The following is a 24,174-nucleotide window of genomic DNA, read 5'->3' as shown; positions in this document are numbered from 1 at the left end:
AACTAAAAGGATTATCCCCTGTAGCATACAGAGAACAATCCTCAAGTTTAAGCGCTTAAATAATAACGTGTCCAACTTTATGGGTTCACATCAAACATGTAGTTCTTACTTATTTGTCATTTTTTCAAGAATAACTTTCTTAATTTCAGTTTTTGCTTTTTCAGGGTCACTATTATCTACAACATGTTTAAAAAGTGGTTCAAGATCCATTTCTACACTTGCTTTAGAAATTCTTCGCGCTGCACTAGCATCGTTATCTTTATAGCGCTCTAAAATTTGTTCTTTTAACTCTTCCATCGTTCTCGGTTTTACAAAGAATGCAATACTATCAGGATATTGCAATTTTATTTGTCCAACTCCTTGTGCTTCCACTTCAACAAGAACATTCTTTCCTGTAGATAGTAAAAAGTCAACCTGCTCTTTTGGCGTACCATAATAATAACCATCGAATTCTGTAAATTCTAATAATTCATGATTTTTAAGCGCCTCCGCAAAAGCTTTGAAATCGACAAAGTAATAATCTTTTCCATCTTCCTCATTTGCTCTTTGTTTTCTTGTGGTCATCGAAATAGAATAGAATAATTTTAAATCTTTATCCTGCATCAGTAGATCACGAATCTTACTCTTCCCTACACTACTGGCTCCTGTTAAGATAACCAAAATTCCTTTTTTACCCATGATTATCACCTCTCTATTTTATAAGGTAAATTTGTTTTCTACCTCTATATAAAAATTGTACACTATTTTCCAAAAAAGCGATAGTTTCTTCACTGAAAAATGTATAACTGATATTATCATGCGTTTCTTTTATATTCAATTCTAATGCATAAACTGTATTTGCTGACATTTTAATATCACCACTATATGGAATTGAATTTTGATTGTTCCATAAACCAATTGTTGGCCCTGGTCCATGTCCATAGATATTACATGGATGAGAATATAGTGTTACATCAATTCCTTCTGCTTTGGCTTTCGCCAAAGACTCAGCCAATACCTCATTTCCTGATTTCCCAATTTGCATTGTTTCACATACTATATCTTGAAAACGATTATTGATTACAAATCCATCACACATCCATTTAGGAACTTCATTCTCTCCTTGTTTTGCAACATAGGCTAAGCGTTGTGTATCCGTACATAGATTTAAATACTTCAACCCAAAATCACAATGTAATAAATCGCCTTCTTCAATTACACCATCATAGATAACACCTTCATGACCTTCTCTTTGAATATCCACAGTTGGACTAAACCAATATGTTAATCCTAGATCACTTACTTTTTGCATCATAAAAAATTCTAAATCTGCACATGTTGTTTTCCCTGGTGTTACTTGCTTTGTACTAAACATCTCTTCCATTACAGAAAAAGCAACTTCTAATACTTCAGGATATAATGACAATTCACTTTTAGTTCTAATTTCCATTACCTTGATTGGAATCATTGGTTCAATTACAAAACGATCTGTGTATGTTTTTGGTAGTGCTTCATTAAAAAGTGTATACAATCCATAACTAAGACCATCAGCAAAGGTAAAGTCTTTTGATATATTAATAGCAATTGATTTTGGATCATATTCCTCCAAAAAGCGTTTTAAGGCCTCTAGCTGTGTTTCTTTACTCATATCCCAATATTGGGGATAAAACTTATTCAATTCACTGTCAGGCATGCTTAAAGAGTGTCTACTGACAACTCCATCACGTTTCACAAAGACAACCATCGTAATTCTTCTTGCCGTAAGATAACTAGCTGGTGTCAAAGCATCAAATACAAGATCTTCATGATATTCCTTTGATGCAACTAACCAAGCATCCACATCATACTCCAACATTACACTTGGAACAATATCATCTAAACGCTCCTGTAAACAAATGTCTTTTATTTTATACTGTTCTTGAATAGATTTGATTTTCATATTCTACCTCCTATATAAAATAAAACATTCACTATTCCATATTTTTATTAGTATAAAAATATCCAATTCATAAAGTGAATGCTTTATTTTATATATTCTTCCTATAAAAGGAAGAATATATAGATTAATTTTATTTAAATTCTGCTCTAGTTAAGTTGTAATGTCCCTCTGGAGAAGAGAATACACCTTCTAAGTTAGAAGCTTTTAAAATTGGATCAGAATATCCTAATAAAGGAACTACATAGTTCATATCTTTAACTAGGTATTTTTCTGCTGCATGCAATTTTTCTAAACGTTTGTCTGCATCATCTTCTGCATTTGCTTCAGCTAATAATTTTTCGTATTCTGCATCATCTACTGTGTTTCCAGCTTTAGTAAATCCATTGTACATATCTAAGTATGCCATTGGGTCAATAAAGTCAGCTGACATAGCATGACGAGCTAATTCAAAGTCTCCTTTATCTCTTTCAGTAAAGAATACTTCTTTTTCACTACCGATTAATTCAAGATCGATATAAGCATCTTTTAATGATGCTTGTAACGCTTGAGCAACATCTTTATGTTGTGGTAAGTCATTGTATTTGTAAGATAATTTCAATCTGTTATCTTTATTGAAACCTTTCTTTTCCATGATTTTCTTAGCATTTTCTAAGTCAGATCCTGAATATTCTTCTTCTTTATCTGCTTCTTCACGGAAGTCACCATCAACACCTGGGATTCCTTTTGGAACTAAACCTTTAAGTTCATAAGAATAATCTCCATATCCAAATACATCTAATACTTCTTCACGGTCAATCGCTTGAGAAATTGCCAATCTAATTTCTGGATCTTTCAATTCAGGAACAGTGTTTTCTTCTCCTGCATTGAACAATACGAAGTAGTTAATTACATATGGATCAATTAAGTAAACTTTTTCACCTAAGTCTGCATCAGCTTGTACAGTTTCATTGTTTACTTGTGTTGCGAAATCAATTTCACCACTCTTGAATCCATTTGTTTGTGCATCTGTATCTGCCATAACGATAAAGTTAATTTTTTTCAATTTAACGTCATCAGCTTCATAGTATTCTTTGTTTTTACTTAATGTAACTTTACTCTTAGAGTTGATTTTTGAAGCATAGAAAGCACCATTCGTTGGGAATTTTGCTTCATCAGCCCATTTACTTTCTAATTCATCAAATTTACCATCTTTAATAAAGTCTTCACGCACTGGGTAGAATACAGTATTTGTCATCAATGCTGTGAAGTATGGTGTTTTCTTTTTCAATGTAATTTCAATTGTGTAATCATCAATTGCTTTTGCACCAAAGTCTTCATCAGCTACTGCTTTTCCATCTTCAGCATTTGCTACATTGTCAGAAATAAATGTAGAGTAGTATGCTTCAGCAGCACCAATTGCAACTGCTCTTTTCCAAGCATAGATGAAGTCACTCGCTTTTAATTCTTCACCATCACTCCATTTAATTCCTTCTTTTAATTTAATTGTATAAGTTAATCCGTCTTCGCTGATTTCTGGCTCAGCTTCTGCAAGATCAGGAACTGCATTTCCTTCTTGATCTAATGTATATAATCCATCATACATTTGGTTAAGAATGTTAGCAGTGATTGAATCATCAACTACTGCTGGGTCAAGAAATTCTGCATCCCCACCAATTGCAACATTTAATTCGGTTTTGGCTTTTGTTTCTTTGTCGTCTCCGCCACCACCACAACCAGTTAGAACTGTTGCAGCAAGTAGGAAACATCCTAAAACACTAAATAGTTTTTTCATTTGAATCTTTCTCCTCCTTAGTTTTCATCATACAAGAAACATGCTACTAAGCGATTTCCTACTTTTACTGTAGGAGGCTTAGATTGTGCACACTTTTCTGTGGCACTTGGACAGCGTGTACGAAACACACAACCACTAGGTGGATCGATTGGACTAGGAAGTTCCCCTTCCAATACAATCCTTTTCTTTTCACGAGCAGTTTTTGGGTCAGGAATTGGCACTGACGACAATAATGCTTGTGTATATGGATGAAGTGGACGGCGATAAACATCGTCACTTTCCCCAACTTCAACTAGATTTCCTAAGTACATTACTCCAATACGATCTGAGATATGTTTCACCATACTTAAATCATGAGCAATGAATAAATAAGAAATCCCCATTTCTTCTTGAATATCTTCCAACAGGTTTATAACTTGCGCCTGAATAGAAACATCCAAAGCAGAAATCGGCTCATCACAGACAACAAATTTCGGATTCAATGCTAATGTTCTAGCGATCCCAATACGTTGTCTTTGCCCACCTGAGAACTCATGTGGGTAACGACGAATATGGTCTGGTTTTAGACCAACAATCTCAAGAAGTTCACGAACTCTATTTTCTCTTTCTTGTTTTGTTTTAAATATGTTGTGAATATCCATTGGTTCACGGATAATTTCACCAACTGTCATACGCGGATTTAAACTCGCATAAGGATCTTGGAAAATCATTTGAACATCCTTGCGGAATTGTCTTAATTCTGCACCTTTGATCTTCGTAATGTCTCTTCCTTCAAAAAATATTTTTCCATCTGTAGGTTGATTGATCTTAACAATCGCTCTACCGGTTGTACTCTTTCCACAACCACTTTCTCCAACAAGACCAAATGTTTCCTTTGGCATTATTGAGAAGCTTATTCCATCAACTGCTTTAACAATCTGTTTTTTAGTAAACAATCCACCAGCAATTTGGAAGTGTACTTTTAAGTTTTCTATTGTAAGAATTGGATCACTCATCTAATTCCCCTCCTTCTTTGCCATTGGATGTGTTAGCCAACAAGCACAACTGTGCGTATCACTAAACACTTTTGTGTCAGGCATTTCCAGCTTACAAATCTTCATGGCTTTTTCACAACGATCTGTAAATGGACATCCCTTTCCAATATTCAATAAATCTGGAGGCGAACCTGGTATTGGTCGCAATTCTTTCTTATCTAAATCTTCTGGATTTGAAATACAATCCAGTAATCCTTTTGTATATGGATGCTTTGGTTCATAGAAAATTTCATCTGCTGTCCCAATTTCAACAATCTTACCACCATACATGATAGCGATTCGATCACAAATACTTGCAACAACTCCTAAGTCATGGGTAATCATAATGATTCCCGAATCTAATTCATCTTTCAAATTTCCAATTAAATCCAACACCTGTGCTTGAATAGTAACATCCAAAGCCGTTGTTGGTTCATCCGCAATAATTACTTTTGGATTACATGCCAAGGCAATGGCAATAATAATACGTTGACGCATTCCCCCAGAAAACTGGAATGGATATTGGCGAATTCGCTTCTCTGGTGAAGGAATTCCTACCTTACGCATCAATTCGATTGCTCTTTCTTTAGCTTCCGCTTTCGAAATATCATTATGGTTCAAAATCGGTTCAATCAATTGTTTTTCAATCCGTAATACAGGATTCAAGAACGTCATTGGATCTTGGAAAATCATTGCCATATCATTTCCCCGAATATCACTCATAACCGCATCATATTCTTTTGCTTTTTTAAAACTAAGTGGTGAGATGTCTTTACCATCAATGTGAATTTCACCTTCTACGACCTTTCCATTACCAGCCAATAACCCCATTACGGAGAACATCGTCTGACTCTTTCCAGATCCTGACTCACCTACAACACCTAAAACCTCACCTTTTTCAACATGCAATGAAACATCTCTAACTGCTTGTACAGTTCCATTTTCAGTACTAAATTCAGTAGAGAGGTTTTTTATTTCTAACATACTCATTTCTAAATCAACCCCCTACTTCTTCTTAGGATCTAAGGCATCGCCTAATCCATCACCAATAAAGTTTAATGCCAACATTGTTAAACAAATTGCAATAATTGGCCAGAATGTTTGAAGTGGTGCACTTGAAAGCATTCTTCTCGCATCGTTCGCTAACGTTCCCCAACTTGCTTGAGGAGGTGCTAACCCAATACCCAAATATCCTAATACCGCTTCATAAAAAATCGCACTTGGTACAAGCATTGTTACTGACACAATGATTGGTCCCATACTATTGATTAATAAATGTTTAAATAAAATTCTTGTTCTACTTGCCCCCAATACATACGCAGCAAGTGAAAATTCTTGTTCCTTTAATGTCATAATTTGTGCACGTACCTGTCTTGCCATTCCCATCCAAGAAGACACACTGATACCAATTAAAAGTGAAGTCAAATTTGATCCTAGCACTACTAATATCATAATAACATATAATAAGTCTGGAATGGAATACATCATGTCGACAAAACGCATCATAAGCATATCCACTTTTCCACCGACATATCCTGCAATTCCACCATACACTACTCCAACAGCTAACGAAATGAATGCAGCAATGAATCCAACACTCAATGAAATTCGTCCACCATATAGAATACGAATAAAGATGTCACGACCAAATTTATCAGTACCCATAAAGTGTGCCATACTTGGCGCCAAGTTTTTCGCAAGTTTATCACCTTCATCAAATGAATAAGATGATATCATTGGAATAAATATACAAGCTAATATCATAATTACTAAAAATGTTAATCCTACTAAAGCTAATTTATTTTGTTTAAATCTTGACCATGCATCTGCAAAGTAAGTTTTACTCTCATATGCTATTTTCTCAGCATTTTTTTCAGAATCATCTAACTTTTCAAACAGCTCAGGATTTAATTGTATTTCATTTGTTTTATTTTCTTCCATATCAATCGCCTCCTTTTTACTTCAACTTGATCCTTGGATCAACCGCTGCAGATATTAAATCTGTCAATATATTGAATGTGATAATGATAAATCCTAAGAAAATGGTCATCCCCATAATCAATGGATAGTCACGATTTACTACACATTGAACAAAGGTTGCCCCAATTCCAGGAATTGAATAGATTGTCTCAACAACAAAACTACCAGTTAACAAAAATGCAAACATTGGTCCTGCATACGTAATAACTGGTAACATTGCATTTTTTAATGCATGTCGTAAAACCACCATACGATATGGTGTTCCTTTTGATCTTGCTAATACAATATAATCTTGTCGCATTACCTCTAACAAACTACTACGCGTCAAACGCGCAATCATCGCAATTGGATAAAGTGCTAAAGAGAATGCAGGCATAATGTAATATTCAGGTCCATATAAACCTATGAACGGTAACAATCCTAACTGGACTCCTATGAATAACTGTAATAATAATGCAATCAGAAAAGATGGTATACTAACCCCAATCGTTGCAATAAACATACACACATTATTGATCCATCGCTTCTTGGATAACGCTGCACCAGTACCAATTCCGATACCAGCAATTAACGCAATAATGAAAGCTATCGACCCTAGTCTAGCCGTTACTGGAAACCCCTCCTCTATATAATAATTAACAGTACGTCCTTGTTGAATATAACTTTCTCCAAGATCTCCTTCAGTAATACCTTGTAGATACAGGAAATACTGCTCCATAACCGGCTTATCCAAGTTATACTTGGCCATAGCCTTTTCACGTGCCTCTTCATTACGATATCGTTCCGCACTAAACGGCGACCCTGGCGTGGCTTTTGCTAAAAAGAAAGTCGCTGTTGTTAGTACAAACAATGTCAGTATTCCTATCAAGACACGTTTTGTAATATATTTTGCCATAATTCACCAAACCTTTTCTATTTCTTTAGAATACACTAATTATACACCATTTTCAAGAATTTATGACCCCTAATGTTATGTCATTTCATAATTTATGTAAGCGTTTCACTAAAAAATGTAAAAATTTTAAGTATTTTTTAACTTTTTTTCTTTCTTTCATAAATCTTTTTTGTTTATCTGAAAACCATATATAAATAATAAAAAATGCCCAATGTTATTCCCCATTGAACATTCTTACTGTAATAATTATACTTCATTTTTTGTAATATTCAATACTTTATATCCATTTTCTTCTAATTCTGATTTAATTCCATCTGTATCCAAACTATCAATTCTAAAAATAATATTTGTTTTTCCATCTTCACCATCATACACACCAATATGAAGAATATTACAATTATACTTTCCAATGATTTTGGTAATCTTTTCCAAAACTCCAAGTCCATCTACAACTTCAACACTTAAACGTGTACCTTTGTCATGGTACCCAAGAATTTCAATAAACGATTTAAACAAATCGTTTTGCGTTATAATTCCTACTAACTCATCTTTTTCATCAAGAACCAAAAGACAACCAATATTATATTCCAACATTTTAACTGCAGCATCTTCAATGAATTGATTTTCATAAATTGTATGAACATGCTTTTCCATGATTGTTTCCACACTTGTTTTTGAAAGTAAATAATTCAATTCAAAGATACTTAAACTTGTTGCTTTACTTGCCCCACGTTGAGAAATCATACCCTCTGTCAGCAACCCAACCAATTGTTTTCCTTCTACAACAGGTAGACGATGTAATCCATGACTCGTCATGATGTCGATGGCTTTATCAATTTTATCTTCTTTGGTAATCGTTAATAAGTTTTTACTCATTCTTTCCTTTACAATCATCTTTTATCCTCCTAGATATGCTTTCTGGATTTCTTCACTATCCATCAATTCTTTTCCATTCCCACTAAGTACAATTTTACCTGTTTCCATAACATACGCCCGATCTGCAATCGACAATGCCATCCTTGCATTTTGTTCAACAAGCAATACTGTTGTCCCTTGTTCCTTGATGTCGCTTATAATAGAGAAAATTGATTTCACCAAAATTGGTGCCAATCCCATACTTGGCTCATCCAATAATAATAACTTCGGTTTGGACATCAATGCCCTTCCCATAGCTAGCATCTGTTGTTCACCACCAGATAATGTTGCAGCATTTTGCTTGCTTCGATCTTTTAGAATTGGAAAATGCTTATATACAAGTTCTAAGCTTTCTTTTATTTCTTCCGCATCCTTACGAAGATAAGCGCCCATCTCTAAATTTTCTAATACACTCATCCCAGCAAAGATACGCCTTCCTTCAGGAACCTGCGATACACCAACCTTCACAATATCCTGGGCATTCATTTTTGAAAGTTCTTCCCCATTGAACAAAATTTCACCACCACTGATTTTTTCAATTCCTGAAATTGCTTTTAATGTAGAAGATTTTCCAGCTCCATTCGCTCCAATCAAAGTAACAATTTCACCTTGATTAACTTCCATATCAATTCCTTTTAAAGCTTTTATAACGCCATAGTTCAATTCCAATTTTTTTATTTCCAACATTGCCATATTAAATTTCCTCCCCTAGATAAGCTTCAATTACGCGTGGATTTTGCGCAATTTCTTCAGGATTTCCAGAAGCGATTAACTTTCCATAATCAAGTACATAAATACGTTCACACAAATTCATTACAAGCGACATATCATGTTCAATTAATACAACACTGATTTCAAACTTTTCTTTGATAAACCGAATAAGTTCTGTCAACTCTGCCGTTTCCTGTGGATTCATACCAGCTGCTGGTTCATCTAAAAATAATAATTTAGGATTTGTTGCAAGTGCCCTCGCTATTTCTAGGCGTCGTTGCTCTCCATAAGGCAAGTTAGAAGCTAACTCCCCTATTTTTGTATCCAACTTTAATATTTTCAAAAGCTCATTAGCTTCTTTTTCCATACGCTCTTCTTCTTTAAAGAACTTTGGTGTTCGAAAAATTGCTTGCAAAAGATTGTACTGCACATCTTTATGCATAGCGATCTTCACATTATCAAGAACCGTTAAATCCTTAAATAAACGAATGTTTTGAAAAGTTCTAGCAATCCCCATTTTAGTTATCACATAAGGTTTTTTTCCAGCTATGTCCTTTTCTTTTCCATCAAAATTAATTACAATCTGTCCTTCGCTTGGCTCATAAACGCCTGTTAGCATATTAAACAGAGTTGTTTTTCCAGCACCATTAGGACCAATCAAACCTATTAGTTCATCCTTTTCAATTTCCATATTTATATTGGAGTTTGCACATAACCCACCAAAATTCTTCGTTAAACTCTTTACCGATAGAATTGCCATGTTATTCAGCCTCCTTACGTTTCTTTGAAAAAATATCTGTGATTTCTTTATTTCCAAAAAGCCCTTTTGGTCTAAAAATCATCGTTGTCACAAGAATAATAGCATATAGGATCATTCGAATATCTGAATAATTTTGTAATAGCGTATTAATTACAGCAATAAAAATACCTGCAATTACGGTACCACTTAAAGACCCCATACCACCAAGAACAACAATTACCAAAACATCAATTGATTTTTGAAATCCAAAATCTCCAGGTTTGATAAAGAAGTTCATCGGTCCAACATAAGCACCTGCAATGGCTGCTAAACTTGCTCCAATTAAGAAAGCAATTGTCTTATATTTTGTTGTATTTACTCCCATTGCCTCAGATGCAATTTCATCTTCGCGAACCGAAATAGTTGCCCGGCCATGTGAAGACTTAACAAAGTTTACAATCAATAAAATACTAAGCACTATCGTAATCAACATCATTAAAAACATTCCATGATCATTAATGTTTTCAAAACTCAAATAACTAAGACCACTAGCACCACCTGTAATTTTCATATTTTGAATTGCAATTCTAATAATTTCTGAAAAACCAAGCGTTGCAATAGCTAGATAATCCCCACGCAAACGAAACGTAGGTACTGCTATAATAAGTGCTACCGCACAAGTGATTACTACCCCAATTGCAATTCCTAATGCAAAATTCGCTAATGTCGCATCCCCTTGAAAAACAACACCTACACTATATGCACCAATAGCAATAAATCCTGCGTGTCCTAATGAAAACTGTCCACTGACACCAATAATTAAATTAAGTCCCAATGCCCCAATTATATAATAAGCAGCTGTAATCAATGTTTTTTGCCATTTCTGCGTAACGACTCCAAATACAAAATACATCGCAATACAAATAAGAGCTCCAAACAATAGCCACATCAAATTCTTCTTCGTAAATAAATGTTTCATATACTACACCTTCTCTTTCACGTTCTTGCCAAGTAAACCACTTGGTTTTACAACAAGAATAAAAATCAAAAGTGCATACACAACCGCATCCTGCCATAAAGAACTAATATACCCTGCCGCAAACGTTTGAATAACACCAATCGATATCCCTCCAAACATTGCTCCAGGAATAATACCAATCCCACCAAAAACAGCAGCAATAAACGCCTTTAACCCTGGTATTGTTCCCATTAAAGGTTCAATTGAATTATAATGAATACCAATTAGTACTCCTGCAGCACCCGCTAAGGCGCTTCCAATCGCAAACGTAAATGAAATTGTTTGATTTACATTAATTCCCATCAAACGAGCTGCATCTGGATCTGCCGATACGGCACGCATCGCTTTTCCCATCTTTGTACGTTTTACTACATATTGCAATAACAACATTAAAAATATTGTAACAGCAATAATAATAACTGTAGATAAATTAAAGGTAATTCCACCAATTTTAAAAACCGTATTTTCAAATGGTGCTGGCATAACCCGTTTTGATGGTCCTACGAAATACACCATTGTGTATTGTAGAAAATAGGACACTCCCATCGCTGTAATAAGCGCTGTTATCCTCGAAGCGTTTCGCAATGGCTTATACGCCACCTTTTCAATAATGACACCTAGTATGGCACAAGCTGCCATTGCTATCACCAAGGCTAAAATCAGTCCAAAGAACCCACTCGCCAATCTTGTAATACAAAAATAGCCAACAAAGGCTCCTACCATATAAATGTCCCCATGCGCAAAATTGATTAATTTAATGATTCCATATACCATGGTATATCCAAGTGCAATTAAAGCAAACACACTACCAATGGACAATCCATTAATCAATTGCTGAATAAATTGACTCACACATATTCCTCACTTTCTAAAAATAAAGATAGGTGAAATTTACATTTCACCTATTTATATATTTATTTGATATGCTTTTACTTCACATCAAAGTTAACTACATTCACAGGCTCGCCAGCTTGTAACTCAACAATCTTGATTGTTTTCACAGGAACATGATCTTTCCCCATTGAGAAACTTCCCGTAATTCCAGAAAATTTTGCTTTTGTATCTGATAATGCTTTATTTACTGTTTCAGGTGTTATATCATCTCCAGCTCTTTCAATAGAATCTGCCATGTAATATCCTAGGTCATATCCTAATGCAGCAAACGCATCTGGTTCTTTTCCAAATTCATCTTTGTATGCAGCAATAAAGTTATCAATGTCTTTGTTTTCCTCTGCAATTGAGAAATGCGTTGTAAAGAATACATCCTTTAAGTTTTCTGTACCACCCAATTCAATTAGAGTAGGTGAATCAAAACCATCTGCTCCTAAAATCATTTGATTAATTCCTTGCGTTCTTGCTTGTTTAATAATCAAACCTGCTTCATTATAATATCCTGGAATAAATAAAACATCAAAATCCTTACCTTTGATATTAGTAAGAGCAGCATTGAAATCTGTATCACCTTCAACATAGTTTTCACTAGCTACAATTGTTCCATTTTGTTTTTTGAACTCTTCTTCAAAAGCTTTGGTTAAACCTTTTGAGTAGTCACTTGAACTATCTCCATAAATAACCGCTTTTGTTTTACCTTGAGCAATTGCATATTGAGCCAATGCTTTTCCTTGATAAGAATCGTTAAAACACATCTTATATCCATATTCAGTAACTGAACCATCTTTATTCACAGTTACTTTATCATCTGTAGCAGATGGAGAAATCAAAGGAATTTTATTTTTATTTGCAACCGAAATTGCTGCCTTTGTATTCCCTGATACTTCTGGTCCTAAAGTTAAAACAACATCTTCTTCTGTTGTAAGCTTTGTTGCAATATTAACTGCTTCATTTGTATCTGATTTGTTATCCATTTCAACAAGTTCAATTTTCTTACCGTTAATTCCACCGTTTTTATTAATTTCTTTAACAGCTAATTTTGTTCCTTCAACACTAGATGTTCCATACGTTGCGTATGGACCTGTTGTTCCATAATTAACACCAACACGAATCGTATCCGAATCCGAACCGCCATCATCACATCCAGCAAGTGCGAATAGTGCTAAAAATGAAACAGCTAAAACACTAAAAATCTTTTTCATTTTACTCTCCTCCGTATAATCACAATTTATATTTTAAATATTACTATAATTATAATACATAAAATGTAAAAAACAAAGAATATTTTTCAGGTTAATGAAAAATGTAAAAACAATTAATGTAAGAGCTTACATAGAAATACTGTTTATCAAAATAAAAAAGATCAAATCCATTTCGAATTTGATCCTTAGATTACTATTATTTTACTTTTGACATAATATCATTAAATGAGTCTTCTTTTAATGAAGCACCACCAATTAATGCACCATCAATATCTGGACAAGCCATGTATTCAACAATGTTATCAGGTTTTACTGATCCACCATATTGAATTCTTACAGCATTCGCTGCATCTTCACCATACATAACTTTTACTTGGTCACGAACGATTGCACAACACTTTTGAGCATCTTCTTTCGTAGCACTTTTTCCCGTTCCAATTGCCCAAATTGGTTCATATGCAATTACCATATTTGAAACACATTTTGAACAAAGATCAGCCAATGATCCAGTTAATTGTTTACGAATCACTGCTTCTGTTTCGCCAGCATCATATTGTGCTTCTGTTTCACCAATACAAAGAATTGGTGTAATATTAGCATCAATTAAACGTTTTGCTTTTTTATTCACTGTTTCATCTGTATCCCCAAACATTTCTCTTCTTTCAGAGTGTCCGATAATACAGTATTTTACATTGATTTCTTCCAACATTGGTACAGACACTTCACCAGTAAAGGCACCATTGTCTTCAAAATGACAGTTTTCGGCAGCCACAATTAAATTCTTAGCTGCTTTATTTGCATCATTTAATGCAATAAATGAAGTTGCTACTCCAAATGTAGCCCCATCATGTGCATTGCCATCACAAGCTTCAATAAAAGCTTTTGCTTCAGCAATTGTTTTATTCATTTTCCAGTTTCCAACAATAATAGGTTTTCTCATTATATTTCTCCTTATTTATCAGAAATTACCGCAATACCTGGTAATTCTTTTCCTTCCATATATTCTAATGAAGCTCCCCCTCCAGTTGAAATATGAGAGAACTTATCTGCAAACCCTAATTGAATTGCAGCAGCTGCACTGTCACCACCACCAATTACGGTTGTAGCTCCTGGTAATTCAGAAATTGCTGTACATACAGCCAATGTTCCTTTAGCAAATGGTTCCATTTCAAATACACCCATAGGACCATTCCATACAACGGTTTTAGCACCTTGTAGTGTTTTTGTAAATAATTCAATTGTTTTAGGACCAATATCCAATCCCATCCAATCTGCTGGAATTTTTCCACTTTCACATACTTGTGTGTTTGCATCAGCAGCAAATTTATCTGCACATACATTATCTACAGGCAATACTAATTTATCACCAGCTTTTTCCAAATATTCTTTCGCTAATGCTACTTTGTCTTCTTCAAGTAGAGAAGTACCAATTTCGCCACCCATAGCTTTCATGAAAGTATATGCCATACCTCCACCAATAATAACTTTATCAGCTTTCTTCAATAAATTATCAACAACTGCAATTTTATCAGAAACCTTCGCTCCTCCAATAATTGCAACAAATGGTCTTTCTGGATTATCCACTGCTTTACCAAGCATTGTAACTTCTTTTTCTACCAAGAAACCTAATGCATTTGGTAAAATAGAAGGAATTCCTACTGTTGAAGCATGCGCTCTATGCACAGACCCAAAAGCATCTTCAACAAATAAGTCACCTAAACTAGCCCAATATTTTGATAATTCAGGATCATTTTTTGTTTCTCCTGGTTCATAGCGAGTATTTTGTACAACTACAATTTCACCATCTTTTAAGTTTGCAACAGCATCTTCTAATTCTTTCCCTCTTGTTGCATTAGAGAAAGTAACCTTTGTGTTCACTTTTTCTGCTAAAGCTTTTGCTACAACATCCATGTTGTTCTTTGCTTTATCTTCCTCAGTCTTAATTTTACCTAAGTGTGACATTAAAATAATTTTTGCATTATTTTCAATTAAATAGTTAATTGTTGGTAACGCTTGAACGATACGGTTATCGTTTGTGATGACTCCATCTTTTCTAGGAACATTGAAGTCAACTCGACAAATGACGCGCTTTCCAGCAACATCTAAATCTTTTACAGTTCTCTTTGCCATAATAGCCTCCTATTTTTCAAATCGATATAATTATATCACTTTACATTTTTTTGTTAAAGGCTTATTGAGAATTTTTTCACATTTTTAAACTACTATATTTTCTTTATTTATAATATAATAGTATCAAGGAGATTTTTATGCAGAAAAAACATTTATATACTAGAAATCTAGAACCTATCACAGCTGGTACTAGATTACCAAATATCGTTATCTTTGATAACCATGAAGAAGAAATTGATTTACATATGATTAAGAAAAACAAAGTATACATCACGGTACCTTCATTTGGGAACCATGCAATCATGAATGAAATTGCAAAACTTGATACCATTTTTAAAGATTTTGAAGACATTGATTTTTATTTAATTTCTAACGAACCCGTTTACACGCAAAAACGTTTAGGCTCTTCAAAAAAATTAAAAACATTTAAGTTTTTATCAGATTTTAAATTACGTAATTTTGCACGCTATACTGGAACTTATATTTATGAAATTAGTTCTCTAGTAAAATCTATCTTTATCATCAATGAATATGACGAAATTAAATATGTTCAATATTATGATGATCTATATTCAAATATAGATGCAAACATTGTTGTCAAAGAACTTAACAATTTATTGGATATCTAAAAAAGCTGCTGATCTTAATGATCAACAGCTTTTAATTTATTGCATCTGAAAAATCTTTTAAATTTCTTCTTATATTTTCTGGCAACTCGGATATTTCAATATCACAAATTGCGGCCTCTAAAGTATATAAATGCACTAAGCAAACATTTGAATATTCTTTTTTCAATTCTTCATAAGCACATTTACTACCCATATCAATTAATTCTTCTGGCGTAAATACACCAATTGAATTAAGTTTTTCTTCCATTGTTTTACCAATGTTTTTCATCTCTCTAAGTTTCATCATAAAAGTTCATTAATATATAATAAATAACAGATTACATTTCTTTTTTCCAAAGACCATGTAAATTACAATATTCATATACTGCGATAACTTCTTCACCTTCAATGTTAAATTCCGCATATGGCTTTTCACCTGGATTTAAACGTTTCATCATACTTCCAGCTTTTGTTTCTACCAAAATCCATTCGATATGATGTTCTTGCAACATTGGATGTTCAACTTCACCAACTTGAACTTTTAAAATATTACCTTCTTTCACCACATATGGAACATGTTTTTCTTGCGCAGCATCCACTGTATTTGGCACTAACTCATTTTCTTCACCGCTGCACACTTTGCCATCACTTAATACTAACGCAACTGAATCGCAATCTTCACATTTAATAAATTTCATCTTTAAATCTCCTTTTTATCTTAATTTTATTCTATCACCACTACATATGGAACTCTATTCATATGACCGGAAAATAAAAGAACATTGCAATCAAGGTAATTGCAACAAAAAACAACTCTAAAGAGTTATTTTTTTTGATCATAATTTCCTTCTTTTACCACAACATCATGTGCTCCACCTTCTACAATACTTGTAGAAGATACAAGGGTAATCTTAGCATTTTGTTGAAGTTCATCAATACTAAGTGATCCACAGTTACACATCGTATGTCTTACTTTACTAAGGGTTAAGCCAACATTATCTTTCAAACGTCCTGCATAAGGTACATAAGAATCAACACCTTCCACAAAAGAAAGCTCATCTTCTCCACCCATATCATAACGTTGCCAGTTACGAGCGCGGGCGCTACCTTCACCCCAATATTCTTTCATATATGTTCCATTTACACTAATTTTCTTTGTTGGTGATTCATCAAATCTTGAAAAATAACGTCCCAACATTAAGAAATCTGAACCCATGGCAAGTGCTAGCGTAATATGATAATCATGGACAATTCCACCATCACTACAAATTGGTACATATACCCCTGTTTCTTCATAATATTCATCACGTGCTGCTGCAACTTCTTGCAAAGCAGTTGCCTGTCCACGTCCAATTCCTTTTTGTTCACGTGTGATACAGATACTACCTCCACCAATTCCAACTTTGATAAAATCTGCTCCAGCTTCTGCTAAGAATCTAAACCCTTCACGATCAACAACATTTCCTGCCCCAACTTTTACCTTGTCTCCATACTTTTCACGAACCCAAGCCAATGTGATTTTCTGCCATTCTGAGAATCCTTCACTTGAGTCAATACAAAGTACGTCTGCCCCTGCTTCAATCAATGCAGGAATCCGTTGTTCATAATCACGAGTATTAATTCCAGCTCCTACAATATATCGTTTATGAGAATCTAATAATTCATTTGGATTTTCTTTATGAGAATCATAATCTTTTCTAAACACAAAATATTTTAAACGTTGATTCTTATCTATAATTGGTAATGCATTTAATTTATTATCCCAAATAATGTCATTTGCTTCGGATAAAGAAATACCATCATCTCCATAAATCAACTTCTCATAAGGTGTCATAAAACTTTCCACTTTCGTATTCAAATCCATTCTTGATACACGATAGTCTCTTGTTGTTACAATTCCTACGATTTTTCCTTCTGAAGTTCCATCATCCGTTACTGCAATCGTTCCATGTCCTGTGCGTTTTTTTAATGCGATAACATCTTTTAATGTATCCGTTGGTTTGATATTAGAATCACTAGGCACAAAACCTGCTTTTGTTGCTTTTACACGACGAATCATATTTGCTTCTTCCTCGATTGTTTGTGATCCATAAATAAAAGCGATACCACCCTCTTTTGCTAATGCAACCGCCATCTTTTCACCTGATACAGATTGCATAATTGCACTTACAAGAGGAATGTTCATTGTAATTGCAGGTTTCTCACCTTTCTTATACTTCACAAGTGGTGTCGCTAATGAAACACTGTCTGGTGTACATTCTCTAGAAGAATACCCTGGTACCAATAAATATTCACTAAAAGTGCGTGATGGTTCTTTAAAATAAAATGCCATGAATTATAGTCCTCCTTATTGTTTTTATTAAATTTGTTGTTTATATTATAAAGCTTTAAAAAAGGAAGTCAACTCTTTATCGATACTTAAAAAGCAGATTTATAAAAATCTGCTTCATTTTATTACTTTTTTATACATTTCAATGTATTCTACTGCACTTTTATCCCAACTAACATCACCCTTCATTGCATTTTTAATAAGCTTACGGTATGCTGCTGGGTTATCATAATATACATGAAGTGCTCGCTTGACACACTCCATCATCTCCCAACCATTAAAATTAGCAAAAGAGAATCCATTTCCTTCTCCTGTAAACTCATTATATGGGGTGATGGTATCTTTCAATCCACCTGTCTCTCTAACAATTGGTAAGGTTCCATAATGTAAAGAAATTAATTGTGATATCCCACAAGGTTCAAACTTCGATGGCATCAAAAAGCCATCACAACTTGCATATATTTTATGTGCCAACGTTTCATTATAGCCACAATAAAATACAAACTTTCCTTTATTTCCAGCTTCCACAGCATTAAATTCATCCTCTAGATATTGATCTCCACTTCCTAAGATAATCATCTGGATATTGGAATCAATTAACCATGACATTTGTTCTTGAACCAAGTTTAATCCTTTTTGCCCCGTTAGTCTTGTTACCATACCTAACAAGAAGACATCTGGATCCACTTTTAAACCAAGTTCTTTTTGTAATGCTGTTTTATTTTCACTTTTTTTCTTAAATACATTTACTTGATTAAAATTAACATCAATATTCACATCTGTTTTGGGATCCCACATTACAGTATCGATTCCGTTGACAATTCCAGTTAAATTCTGAGCACGCATTTGCAATACATGCTCCAAGTGTTCACCATATTCTGATGTTAATATCTCTTGTGCATATGTAGGTGAAACCGTTGTCACTTGATCTGCATATACGATACCACTTTTCATGAAGCTAATTCCTGTATCAAAGCGTACATTTCCATTATCATATAATTGCATTGATAATCCTAAACAACTATCCAACATGTCTTTTGAAAAGTTTCCTTGATATGCAAGATTATGAATAGTATACACATGCTTCATTTGACGATAACGTTTATCGTGTTGATAATTCTCTTTACACATAACAGGAATCATTCCCGTATGCCAATCATGACAATGAAGAATATCGGGAAAATAATCCAACTGATTCAACATTTCCAATACTGCTTTTTGAAAATATGCAAACCGTTCTCCATCATCTCCATACCCATACATAGCTTCTCTTTCAAAATAACCTTGGTGTTCAATAAAATAATATGTTACACCTTCATATTCACTCTGTAACAATCGTACAGGAACTTCTTGATAATTGATGCTTACAAAGTACTCTTTAATAAATTTTAATTCCTCATGATATTTTTCAGCAATCTTTAAATAAAGAGGAATAACAACTCTTACTTCTACTCCATGTGATTGAATCGCTTTAGGAAGCGATCCAATTACATCTGCTAAACCTCCACTTTTAATATATGGCAAACCTTCTGCCGCAACATATAATGCACTTTTCATAACATTTACCTAAATACGATCATCGCGTTTTACATACGCTGGCTGATCAAGGGTTCCATTAACCTCTTTTACTTTTGATATGATTACTTTCTTATCAATAACTGTATAATCAATACTCACATCTTCCCCGACTACACTACCAGGAAAAATAATTGAGTTTTTAACAATCGCACCTTTTTTAATATTGCAGCCACGACCAATTACACTATTTTCAACACGCCCTTCAATACAACATCCATTGGACACCAAAGAATTTGTTGCACTACCTGTTGAAAAATAATGTGTTGGTGATGAGTCATTGGTTTTTGTATAAATTGGCCAATCCTCTTTAAATAATCGAGATCGATTTCTTGGATTCAATAACTCCATATTACAACGATAATATGAAGCAAAAGAATTAATTGCTGCTAAGTATCCCTTATATTGATACCCACGAATATCTAAATATGTTGATGCATCATTCAAAATATCACGCATCCAATATAAAGAACTTGTATTTACTGCTTGATCAACCATCGCTAAGAATATTTCTTTACTCATAACATAAGATTCCATTGAGATATTTTTATTTTTGAAATTTCCTCGATTGCGATCAATCGATAAAACTCCTTTTTGCTTATTTAAATTTAAAACATCACAATTAATAAATGCTTCTTTCGCATTATCAACATTCTTATATAGCACTGTTACATCTGCACCCGTTTTGATATGTTCTTCAATTACATCATTATAATCAATACTATATAACATAAAGTTCGCTGCTACTACAACATATTTTTGACTCATATTTTCAATAGCTGAGCGATTATAATCAAACGTTGCAATATCACTACGATAAAACTCCGAAAGTGATTTCCCATTACCAAATAAAATATCTAATGATCCCCGTTTTGAATTAATATTGTAATGTCTACCTGTACCAACGTGATCAATAATACTACGAGGGTTATTTTTCACATACAACTGAATTGTTTCAATCCCCGAATTCGTAAGATTTGATAAAGGAATATCAATAACTCTATATCTTCCTAAAAAAGAAATGGATCCTATAGAACGATAATCTTCAATTCCATCGATATGTACATTCGTTCCCGAGAAAATCACAACACCAAATGCATCACACATTATCTATTCCCCCTTTTTACTTTCGTCTTTTTTGGACGCTCTTTCTTCACATTCTTAGATATTAATTCAATATGTTCACCTTTTGCATCTCCAGCTTTACACCCTGCACCAATGTGTACATTTTCAGCTACGATACAACGATCAACGATCGCATTTTCGCCAACCTCTGCACCTGGCATCAATACTGCATCTCTAACTTTAGCACCCTTTCCAATCTTCACATCTGTAAACAATACGGAACGTTCTACTTTTCCATTGATTACACACCCTTGATTGATATAGGAGTGAATAACCTCACCTGTATCACTAATATATTGAGGAAGAGAAGATGTGTCTTCTGTATAGATTTTCCATGAAGAATCATTCAAATTTATTTCTTCATTCTTATATAAGAGATCCATGTTTGCCTCCCATAAAGAATCAATGGTTCCTACATCCTTCCAATATCCAGAATAAGTAAATGCATACAATCGCTTATGTTCTTCCAACAATTTAGGAATAATATCTTTTCCAAAATCATGTGAAGATGTTTCATCTTTAGCATCTTCAATTAACTCTTTACGTAATAGTTTCCAATTAAAAATATAAATTCCCATACTTGCCAAATTACTTTTAGGATGCTCGGGTTTTTCTTCAAACTCTACAATTCTTCCTTCACTATCTGTATTCATAATTCCAAAACGACTAGCTTCTTTCATATCAACCTCAAGAACCGCAATTGTCACATCAGCTTTTTCACTCACATGATAACGTAACATCTCTTCATAGTTCATCTTATAGATGTGATCCCCAGACAATACTAAAATATACTCTGGATTATATTGATCTAAAAAATCAATATTTTGCGTAATTGCATCTGCCGTTCCTCGATAAACATCTAAGTCTGAATCCGCTTTTTCTCTTGGTGGTAATACATAAACACCACTATCAAAGGTATCAAGCCCCCATCGTATCCCTTGACTTGCATATGCATTTAGTAAAACCGATTCATATTGTGTAAGTACTCCGACGATATCAATATTTGAATTCGCACAGTTACTAAGTGGAAAATCAATAATTCGATATTTCCCACCAAAATAAACAGCTGGTTTCGCAACCTTACTTGTCAAAGCGTGTAACCTTGACCCTCTTCCACCAGCCAAAATCATAGCAATCATATTGTTTGCTCGCATGTTTTTCCCCCCTTTTGGAAATTTGTTATTTATTATAACTATCATACTATGTTCTTATCATAAATACTACGCAGACAAACGAAAATGAGTTCTTTTTGGTCGATATTTGGAATTTTTGGTATGCCTAGAAGACATAACTTCATAAATTCACTTGTAGATACACTCTCCTTTTTCTAAAACCTAAATTTTTATAGTATCTTTTCTACAGAGATATTAAAAAAATCACTCATTGAGTGATTTAAATATATTTTTGTGCTGCTGTAATAATTCCTAGCTTATAGATTTCTTCTGCATTACAACCACGACTTAAATCGTTAATAGGCGCATTTAATCCTTGTAGAATTGGTCCACATGCTTCAAACCCACCTAAACGCTGGGCGATTTTATACCCAATGTTCCCAGCTTCAATTGACGGGAATATAAACGTATTACATTTTCCTGCAACTTCTGAATCTGGCGCTTTGGTTTTCGCGACACCAGGCGAAATCGCTGCATCAAATTGAAATTCTCCATCTACTTTGAAATCCAAATCCATAAGTTTTAAACGTTCCGTTGCATTACGCACTTTATCAACTGCTTCTCCCTTACCAGAACCTAGCGTTGAATAAGAAAGTAATCCCATAATTGGTTCAACCCCAAACACTCTTGCTGTATTTGCAGTTTCGATTGCAATCTCTACCAAATCATCTTCACTTGGTGAAATATTAATCGCACAATCACTCATTACATACTTTTCATCTCCACGCACCAAAATAAAAGCACTTGATACAATATGTGATGTTGGTTTCGTTTTAATCAGCTGTAATGCTGGTCTTACAGTATCCGCTGTAGAATATGTAGCCCCTCCTACAAGTCCATCAGCTAATCCCATTGCCACATACATCGTCCCGAAGTAGTTTGTTTTTTCCAAAGCTTCACGACATTGTTGGGCATTCATTTTTCCTTTACGAAGATCAATCATCTTCTGAATCATACTTTCTAAATCTGGATATGTTAGAGGATCTATAATTTCAATACCATCAATATTGAATCCATATTCCTCTGCTTTTACTTTCACTTCCATCTTATTTCCTAACAAAATTGGAATGAGTATCTTTTCCCGATACAAACGAATTGCTGCTTCTAACACACGCTCATCATTACCTTCAGGAAAAACAATTTTCACATCTTTTCCTTTAATCTTATCAAGCATACAAGTTAACATTTATAAATTACCTCTTTTCCTTTATAATTGACTCACCGACTACATTATACTCTTATTTTTCCATTAAAAAAAGGATATCTTATGAAAAAGATATCCTTTTGACTATTTTTACTAAACTATATCCAACAGTAATGTTTATCGGTATCATTACACAAGCTTTAACCACCCGAATAAAGGTTGAGATAAACCAAGGAATACCATACATGACATCTAGCCAGAAAGGCGTTAACATCAACGATATCAACAATTCCATACTCAAGGCAACCACCATCCATTTAGCTAATTCTTCTGCCGCTTCTTCACTTAAGCGTTTTCGAACATAATGCAAAATAATAAACATCACAATCACGAATAAAAAGATAAAAGTAATCAAGGATATTTTTATGAGCAATGTTATTTCAATCACCTTTTTTTCTATTGACACTTGATTAATGCTTAAAATATAAAGCGAAGCTAATACTGCTAATGAAACAAAGCTAATATTTATTAACCTTTGAATTATTTTTGGTTTTAACTTAACACTTCTTTGATACCAGATTGCTGGCAAAGTTGCTACTAATACATGATTTAAAGTAAACCCAAAGAAGGGAAACCCCGTTGGTGTAATTAACAAGCCAACCAAATCTGTTACAAATCCAACCAAATATGCCCAACTTGGTGATAATACAGCACCTGAAATCATCAATGGTAATAATGCAAATGTAATTTTTACACTTGGAACCCCAAAGAAGGGAATCATAATTGAAATAGCATTTAAGATGACACTTATCAAAACAAATAACGATGCCAATACTAGATTTCGAATCGTCATTTCAAGAGGGTACCTCTTAAAAACCAAACCAAACAATACAATTAAAAAAACAATACAAACTACTTGAACAATTCCTGCATTCATTTTACTAATGCTACTCACTACATGAGTATTAGAATTCCTGCTTCTGACGTGCGTACACTCCACAGGCGTAAATTCCGCATTCTTTCACAATGCGTACATTC

General features: G+C 33.9%; 24 protein-coding genes. 1 reads left to right on the top strand and 23 read right to left on the bottom strand.

The window, feature by feature from the left end:
- Positions 1 to 105: 105 nt before the first annotated feature.
- The 15 genes from gmk to M2475_RS05150 form a co-directional block, all read right to left on the bottom strand.
- Positions 106 to 678 carry a guanylate kinase gene (gene gmk, locus M2475_RS05220; RefSeq protein WP_277490067.1) on the bottom strand — a complete coding sequence of 191 codons (573 nt, stop codon included), beginning with the start codon at positions 676 to 678 and terminating at the stop codon, positions 106 to 108.
- A gap of 13 nt (positions 679 to 691) precedes the next feature.
- The gene (locus M2475_RS05215; RefSeq protein ID WP_277490066.1) at positions 692 to 1,918 is read right to left on the bottom strand and encodes a M24 family metallopeptidase; all 1,227 of its coding nucleotides are present in this window, start codon (positions 1,916 to 1,918) and stop codon (positions 692 to 694) included.
- A gap of 130 nt (positions 1,919 to 2,048) precedes the next feature.
- Entirely contained in the window at positions 2,049 to 3,689 is a 1,641-nt protein-coding gene (locus tag M2475_RS05210) for a peptide ABC transporter substrate-binding protein (RefSeq protein WP_277490064.1), read from the bottom strand.
- 17 nt (positions 3,690 to 3,706) lie between these two features.
- Entirely contained in the window at positions 3,707 to 4,684 is a 978-nt protein-coding gene (locus M2475_RS05205) for a dipeptide ABC transporter ATP-binding protein (protein ID WP_277490062.1), read from the bottom strand.
- Positions 4,685 to 5,692, bottom strand: coding sequence for an ABC transporter ATP-binding protein (locus tag M2475_RS05200; protein ID WP_277490061.1), 1,008 nt, complete (start codon positions 5,690 to 5,692; stop codon positions 4,685 to 4,687).
- A gap of 15 nt (positions 5,693 to 5,707) precedes the next feature.
- A complete protein-coding gene (locus M2475_RS05195; RefSeq protein ID WP_277490059.1) occupies positions 5,708 to 6,643 on the bottom strand; it encodes an ABC transporter permease in 936 nt (311 codons plus the stop codon).
- A gap of 16 nt (positions 6,644 to 6,659) precedes the next feature.
- Positions 6,660 to 7,577, bottom strand: a complete 918-nt coding sequence (locus M2475_RS05190) for an ABC transporter permease (RefSeq protein ID WP_277490057.1) — start codon at positions 7,575 to 7,577, stop codon at positions 6,660 to 6,662.
- A 246-nt stretch (positions 7,578 to 7,823) separates the two neighbouring features.
- Positions 7,824 to 8,471: a CBS and ACT domain-containing protein gene (locus M2475_RS05185; RefSeq protein ID WP_277490056.1), complete on the bottom strand. Its 648-nt coding sequence runs from the start codon at positions 8,469 to 8,471 to the stop codon at positions 7,824 to 7,826.
- Positions 8,472 to 8,474: 3 nt separating this feature from the next.
- Positions 8,475 to 9,179 carry an ABC transporter ATP-binding protein gene (locus M2475_RS05180; protein WP_277490070.1) on the bottom strand — a complete coding sequence of 235 codons (705 nt, stop codon included), beginning with the start codon at positions 9,177 to 9,179 and terminating at the stop codon, positions 8,475 to 8,477.
- A 7-nt stretch (positions 9,180 to 9,186) separates the two neighbouring features.
- Positions 9,187 to 9,963, bottom strand: coding sequence for an ABC transporter ATP-binding protein (locus M2475_RS05175; RefSeq protein ID WP_277490055.1), 777 nt, complete (start codon positions 9,961 to 9,963; stop codon positions 9,187 to 9,189).
- A gap of 1 nt (position 9,964) precedes the next feature.
- The gene (locus M2475_RS05170; protein ID WP_277490053.1) at positions 9,965 to 10,921 is read right to left on the bottom strand and encodes a branched-chain amino acid ABC transporter permease; all 957 of its coding nucleotides are present in this window, start codon (positions 10,919 to 10,921) and stop codon (positions 9,965 to 9,967) included.
- A 3-nt stretch (positions 10,922 to 10,924) separates the two neighbouring features.
- Positions 10,925 to 11,812 (bottom strand): branched-chain amino acid ABC transporter permease, encoded by an 888-nt coding sequence (locus tag M2475_RS05165; RefSeq protein WP_277490052.1) that lies wholly within the window; start codon positions 11,810 to 11,812, stop codon positions 10,925 to 10,927.
- 77 nt (positions 11,813 to 11,889) lie between these two features.
- Positions 11,890 to 13,053, bottom strand: a complete 1,164-nt coding sequence (locus tag M2475_RS05160; RefSeq protein ID WP_277490051.1) for an ABC transporter substrate-binding protein — start codon at positions 13,051 to 13,053, stop codon at positions 11,890 to 11,892.
- Between the two features lie 196 nt (positions 13,054 to 13,249).
- Complete coding sequence (tpiA, locus tag M2475_RS05155; RefSeq protein ID WP_277490050.1) at positions 13,250 to 13,993, bottom strand: triose-phosphate isomerase; 744 nt, start codon at positions 13,991 to 13,993, stop codon at positions 13,250 to 13,252.
- Between the two features lie 11 nt (positions 13,994 to 14,004).
- The gene (locus M2475_RS05150; protein WP_277490049.1) at positions 14,005 to 15,183 is read right to left on the bottom strand and encodes a phosphoglycerate kinase; all 1,179 of its coding nucleotides are present in this window, start codon (positions 15,181 to 15,183) and stop codon (positions 14,005 to 14,007) included.
- A 137-nt stretch (positions 15,184 to 15,320) separates the two neighbouring features.
- Between M2475_RS05150 and M2475_RS05145 the strand changes: the two genes are divergently transcribed.
- A complete protein-coding gene (locus M2475_RS05145; protein WP_277490048.1) occupies positions 15,321 to 15,812 on the top strand; it encodes a hypothetical protein in 492 nt (163 codons plus the stop codon).
- A gap of 31 nt (positions 15,813 to 15,843) precedes the next feature.
- Here M2475_RS05145 and M2475_RS05140 read toward each other — a convergent pair whose 3' ends face one another.
- The 8 genes from M2475_RS05140 to M2475_RS05105 all read right to left on the bottom strand — a co-directional run bounded on the left by M2475_RS05140 (position 15,844) and on the right by M2475_RS05105 (position 24,073).
- Positions 15,844 to 16,098, bottom strand: coding sequence for a TfoX/Sxy family DNA transformation protein (locus M2475_RS05140; RefSeq protein ID WP_277490046.1), 255 nt, complete (start codon positions 16,096 to 16,098; stop codon positions 15,844 to 15,846).
- A gap of 31 nt (positions 16,099 to 16,129) precedes the next feature.
- The gene (locus M2475_RS05135) at positions 16,130 to 16,489 is read right to left on the bottom strand and encodes a desulfoferrodoxin family protein (RefSeq protein WP_277490045.1); all 360 of its coding nucleotides are present in this window, start codon (positions 16,487 to 16,489) and stop codon (positions 16,130 to 16,132) included.
- 125 nt (positions 16,490 to 16,614) lie between these two features.
- Positions 16,615 to 18,123 carry an IMP dehydrogenase gene (locus tag M2475_RS05130; protein ID WP_277490044.1) on the bottom strand — a complete coding sequence of 503 codons (1,509 nt, stop codon included), beginning with the start codon at positions 18,121 to 18,123 and terminating at the stop codon, positions 16,615 to 16,617.
- A gap of 114 nt (positions 18,124 to 18,237) precedes the next feature.
- Positions 18,238 to 19,677 carry a glycogen synthase GlgA gene (gene glgA, locus M2475_RS05125; RefSeq protein WP_277490043.1) on the bottom strand — a complete coding sequence of 480 codons (1,440 nt, stop codon included), beginning with the start codon at positions 19,675 to 19,677 and terminating at the stop codon, positions 18,238 to 18,240.
- A gap of 9 nt (positions 19,678 to 19,686) precedes the next feature.
- Positions 19,687 to 20,802: a glucose-1-phosphate adenylyltransferase subunit GlgD gene (gene glgD, locus M2475_RS05120; RefSeq protein WP_277490042.1), complete on the bottom strand. Its 1,116-nt coding sequence runs from the start codon at positions 20,800 to 20,802 to the stop codon at positions 19,687 to 19,689.
- The gene (locus M2475_RS05115; protein WP_277490041.1) at positions 20,802 to 21,974 is read right to left on the bottom strand and encodes a glucose-1-phosphate adenylyltransferase; all 1,173 of its coding nucleotides are present in this window, start codon (positions 21,972 to 21,974) and stop codon (positions 20,802 to 20,804) included. The genes glgD and M2475_RS05115 overlap by 1 nt, the downstream gene beginning before the upstream one ends.
- A 238-nt stretch (positions 21,975 to 22,212) precedes the next feature.
- Entirely contained in the window at positions 22,213 to 23,178 is a 966-nt protein-coding gene (gene pta, locus M2475_RS05110; RefSeq protein WP_277490040.1) for a phosphate acetyltransferase, read from the bottom strand.
- Positions 23,179 to 23,257: 79 nt separating this feature from the next.
- Positions 23,258 to 24,073 carry a folate family ECF transporter S component gene (locus M2475_RS05105; protein WP_277490039.1) on the bottom strand — a complete coding sequence of 272 codons (816 nt, stop codon included), beginning with the start codon at positions 24,071 to 24,073 and terminating at the stop codon, positions 23,258 to 23,260.
- Positions 24,074 to 24,174 lie beyond the last annotated feature (101 nt).

Source organism: Breznakia sp. PF5-3 (assembly GCF_029504745.1).
In the GTDB taxonomy this organism is placed as follows: domain Bacteria; phylum Bacillota_I; class Bacilli_A; order Erysipelotrichales; family Erysipelotrichaceae; genus Breznakia.
The sequence above is the reverse complement of the archived record's forward strand: the minus strand, read 5'-3'. Positions and strand labels throughout refer to the sequence as shown.

What these genes read in the sequence shown, in the direction of transcription:
- M2475_RS05170 (WP_277490053.1), bottom strand. Translation starts at nt 10,921, where the DNA reads ATGAAACATTTATTTACGAAGAAGAATTTGATGTGGCTATTGTTTGGA.
- M2475_RS05105 (WP_277490039.1), bottom strand. Translation starts at nt 24,073, where the DNA reads ATGAATGCAGGAATTGTTCAAGTAGTTTGTATTGTTTTTTTAATTGTA.
- M2475_RS05150 (WP_277490049.1), bottom strand. Translation starts at nt 15,183, where the DNA reads ATGGCAAAGAGAACTGTAAAAGATTTAGATGTTGCTGGAAAGCGCGTC.
- gmk (WP_277490067.1), bottom strand. Translation starts at nt 678, where the DNA reads ATGGGTAAAAAAGGAATTTTGGTTATCTTAACAGGAGCCAGTAGTGTA.
- M2475_RS05135 (WP_277490045.1), bottom strand. Translation starts at nt 16,489, where the DNA reads ATGAAATTTATTAAATGTGAAGATTGCGATTCAGTTGCGTTAGTATTA.
- M2475_RS05210 (WP_277490064.1), bottom strand. Translation starts at nt 3,689, where the DNA reads ATGAAAAAACTATTTAGTGTTTTAGGATGTTTCCTACTTGCTGCAACA.
- glgA (WP_277490043.1), bottom strand. Translation starts at nt 19,677, where the DNA reads ATGAAAAGTGCATTATATGTTGCGGCAGAAGGTTTGCCATATATTAAA.
- M2475_RS05115 (WP_277490041.1), bottom strand. Translation starts at nt 21,974, where the DNA reads ATGCGAGCAAACAATATGATTGCTATGATTTTGGCTGGTGGAAGAGGG.
- M2475_RS05180 (WP_277490070.1), bottom strand. Translation starts at nt 9,179, where the DNA reads ATGTTGGAAATAAAAAAATTGGAATTGAACTATGGCGTTATAAAAGCT.
- pta (WP_277490040.1), bottom strand. Translation starts at nt 23,178, where the DNA reads ATGTTAACTTGTATGCTTGATAAGATTAAAGGAAAAGATGTGAAAATT.
- M2475_RS05145 (WP_277490048.1), top strand. Translation starts at nt 15,321, where the DNA reads ATGCAGAAAAAACATTTATATACTAGAAATCTAGAACCTATCACAGCT.
- M2475_RS05140 (WP_277490046.1), bottom strand. Translation starts at nt 16,098, where the DNA reads ATGATGAAACTTAGAGAGATGAAAAACATTGGTAAAACAATGGAAGAA.
- M2475_RS05130 (WP_277490044.1), bottom strand. Translation starts at nt 18,123, where the DNA reads ATGGCATTTTATTTTAAAGAACCATCACGCACTTTTAGTGAATATTTA.
- M2475_RS05215 (WP_277490066.1), bottom strand. Translation starts at nt 1,918, where the DNA reads ATGAAAATCAAATCTATTCAAGAACAGTATAAAATAAAAGACATTTGT.
- glgD (WP_277490042.1), bottom strand. Translation starts at nt 20,802, where the DNA reads ATGTGTGATGCATTTGGTGTTGTGATTTTCTCGGGAACGAATGTACAT.
- tpiA (WP_277490050.1), bottom strand. Translation starts at nt 13,993, where the DNA reads ATGAGAAAACCTATTATTGTTGGAAACTGGAAAATGAATAAAACAATT.
- M2475_RS05185 (WP_277490056.1), bottom strand. Translation starts at nt 8,471, where the DNA reads ATGATTGTAAAGGAAAGAATGAGTAAAAACTTATTAACGATTACCAAA.
- M2475_RS05195 (WP_277490059.1), bottom strand. Translation starts at nt 6,643, where the DNA reads ATGGAAGAAAATAAAACAAATGAAATACAATTAAATCCTGAGCTGTTT.
- M2475_RS05200 (WP_277490061.1), bottom strand. Translation starts at nt 5,692, where the DNA reads ATGAGTATGTTAGAAATAAAAAACCTCTCTACTGAATTTAGTACTGAA.
- M2475_RS05175 (WP_277490055.1), bottom strand. Translation starts at nt 9,963, where the DNA reads ATGGCAATTCTATCGGTAAAGAGTTTAACGAAGAATTTTGGTGGGTTA.
- M2475_RS05190 (WP_277490057.1), bottom strand. Translation starts at nt 7,577, where the DNA reads ATGGCAAAATATATTACAAAACGTGTCTTGATAGGAATACTGACATTG.
- M2475_RS05160 (WP_277490051.1), bottom strand. Translation starts at nt 13,053, where the DNA reads ATGAAAAAGATTTTTAGTGTTTTAGCTGTTTCATTTTTAGCACTATTC.
- M2475_RS05205 (WP_277490062.1), bottom strand. Translation starts at nt 4,684, where the DNA reads ATGAGTGATCCAATTCTTACAATAGAAAACTTAAAAGTACACTTCCAA.